Consider the following 2133-nt stretch of genomic DNA (forward strand, 5'->3'; position numbering starts at 1 on the left):
GAGCTCGGCGCGCGCGGCGTCGATCGCGGCCTGCGCGGCGGCGCGATCGGCGAGGCCACCTGCGTCGCGCGTGCGGCGCACCGGCGCGCGGCTCGCGAGCAGGGCCTGCGCATAGGCGAGCCCTTCGGCCAGCGTGTCGTCGCTGGCCGCGAGCCGGTCGACGAGGCCGAGCGCGTGCGCGGCGGCCGCATCGACATGGCGGCCGCTCAGCATCAGGTCGAGCGCCGCGGCCGCGCCGATCAGACGCGGCGCGCGCTGCGTGCCGCCCGCGCCGGGCAGCAGGCCCAGCAGCACTTCGGGCAGGCCGAGCGTCGCGCCCGGCAGCGCGATCCGGTAATGCGCGGCGAGCGCCACTTCAAGCCCGCCGCCGAGCGTCGCGCCGTGCAGCGCGGCGATCACCGGCTTGGCGCTGTCCTCGATGCGGCGGCACACGTCGGGCAGCGCGGGCGGCTGCGGCGGCTTGCCGAATTCGCGGATGTCCGCGCCGGCGATGAAGTTACGGCCCGCGCCCACCAGCAGCACGGCGGCCACGGCGTCGTCGCCCGCGGCCGCCTCGATGGCGTCGAGCAGGCCGCGCCGCACCTCGGCGGACAGCGCGTTGACGGGCGGGTGATCGAGCGTGACGACGAGCACGGCGTCGCGGCGCTCGCGCGTGACGACGCCGGCGGGGGCAGCCTGAGCGGTGGCGGGATTCGAATCGGTCATCGCGTCTCCTGAAGGATGGCCTGCGGGCCGGCGTACGCACGCGCGGCCCGGCAGTCGTGCTGCGATTCTCGATTGATCGAGCCGGATTGACAATTCCCAGTTCCCTTTACAAGCTGTCAAAGTTTTTTTGACAATCCCCTCCGCACCGGACCCCGCCATGGACATCAACGCGCTGACGCTGCTCGTCGAGATCCTCGACGCCGGCAACCTGAGCAACGCCGCGCGGCGGCTCAAGATGAGCCGCGCCAACGTCAGCTACCGGCTCAATCAGTTGGAGAAATCGGTCGGCCTGCAATTGGTGCGGCGCACCACGCGGCGCATCGAGCCGACCGAGGTGGCGCTGCGGCTCGTCGAGCACGGCCGGCGCATCCAGCACGAGCTGCTGGCCGCGCAGGAGACCGTGGCCACGCTCGGGCAGGCGCTGCAGGGGCGCGTGCGGCTGTCGGTGCCGAGCGGCTACGGGCAGATCGTGATGTCCGACTGGCTGATCGCGTTCAAGCGGCACTACCCGGGCATCGTGCTCGACGTGGTGTTCGAGAACCGCGTGGAAGACTTGCTGCGCGACGAGGTGGACATCGCCGTGCGCGTGATGGCCGAGCCGCCGCAGAACCTCGTCGCGCGCGACATGGGCGCGGTGCGCTACGTGGCCTGCGCGTCGCCCGGGTTCGCGGCCGAGCACGGCATGCCGGCCACGCTCGACGCGCTGGCCGGCGCGCCGCTGATCACCGCCACCGTGCTCGGGCGGCAGTTGCGGATCGCCGCCTACCTGGGTGCGGAGCGCCACGAGGTGCTGCTCGCGCCCACGCTGATCTCCGAGAACTTCCTGTTCCTGCGGCAGGCCGTGCTGGCCGGGCTCGGCGTGGGCATCGTGCCCGACTACGTGATTCAGGACGACCTGCGGCGCGGCGCGGTGGTGACCACGCTCGACGCGTACCGGCTCAGCATCTTCGGCACGCGCATGGCGATGCTCTACATGCCGAACCGGCACCACACACGCGCCACCGCGACGTTCATCGATTTCATCCTGGACGCGGCGCGGCAATCGGGGCGCGCGGTGGAGTGAGGCGCGCCGCCCGCGCACGATTCGAGGGATTCGACGAATGACAGCCGGGCGCACACGCGGCGACAATAGCCGGCCCGCCGGCGGCGGCCGATCCACGACGGACCGGCCCGCGCGGCGGCGCATCCTTCGCCACCGCAGCGCTCCCCGAGGTACACGATGACCGACCGGCTTCGCCCGCGCCCGTCTCCGCGCCGTTGCACGTCAACCGTGCGCGTGCCGTTCGACCGTTTCGCCCATCGCGTTGCGCCGTTCGCGGCCGCCGCGCTGCTTGCGGCGCTTGCCGCGTGTTCGAGCACCGGCACGGGCGGCACGGCTGCTGCATCGGCATCGGCCCCGTCAGCTTCGGCGGCTTCCGGCGCGCCGGC

General features: G+C 72.9%; 2 protein-coding genes and 1 pseudogene. 2 read left to right on the plus strand and 1 reads right to left on the minus strand.

The genetic code is table 11. The features are described 5' to 3' along the window. Positions 1-705 (minus strand): enoyl-CoA hydratase/isomerase family protein (locus tag G3N92_RS33335; RefSeq protein ID WP_206131762.1); only part of this gene is annotated, 705 nt, incomplete at its 3' end. A 157-nt stretch (positions 706-862) separates the two neighbouring features. On the opposite strand from G3N92_RS33335, the gene G3N92_RS33340 reads away from it, so the two are divergent. Together G3N92_RS33340 and G3N92_RS33345 are read left to right on the plus strand one after the other, a co-directional pair. Then, on the plus strand, positions 863-1768 hold the full coding sequence (locus tag G3N92_RS33340; RefSeq protein ID WP_206131763.1) for a LysR family transcriptional regulator: 906 nt from the start codon (positions 863-865) through the stop codon (positions 1766-1768). 156 nt (positions 1769-1924) lie between these two features. Beyond that, positions 1925-2133 (plus strand): annotated as a pseudogene (locus tag G3N92_RS33345) (gamma-glutamyltransferase); the annotation flags it as partial.

Origin of the sequence: Burkholderia sp. Ac-20379 (assembly GCF_017104645.1) — a bacterium.
Lineage (GTDB): Bacteria > Pseudomonadota > Gammaproteobacteria > Burkholderiales > Burkholderiaceae > Burkholderia.

What these genes read in the sequence shown, in the direction of transcription:
- G3N92_RS33340 (WP_206131763.1), top strand. Translation starts at nt 863, where the DNA reads ATGGACATCAACGCGCTGACGCTGCTCGTCGAGATCCTCGACGCCGGC.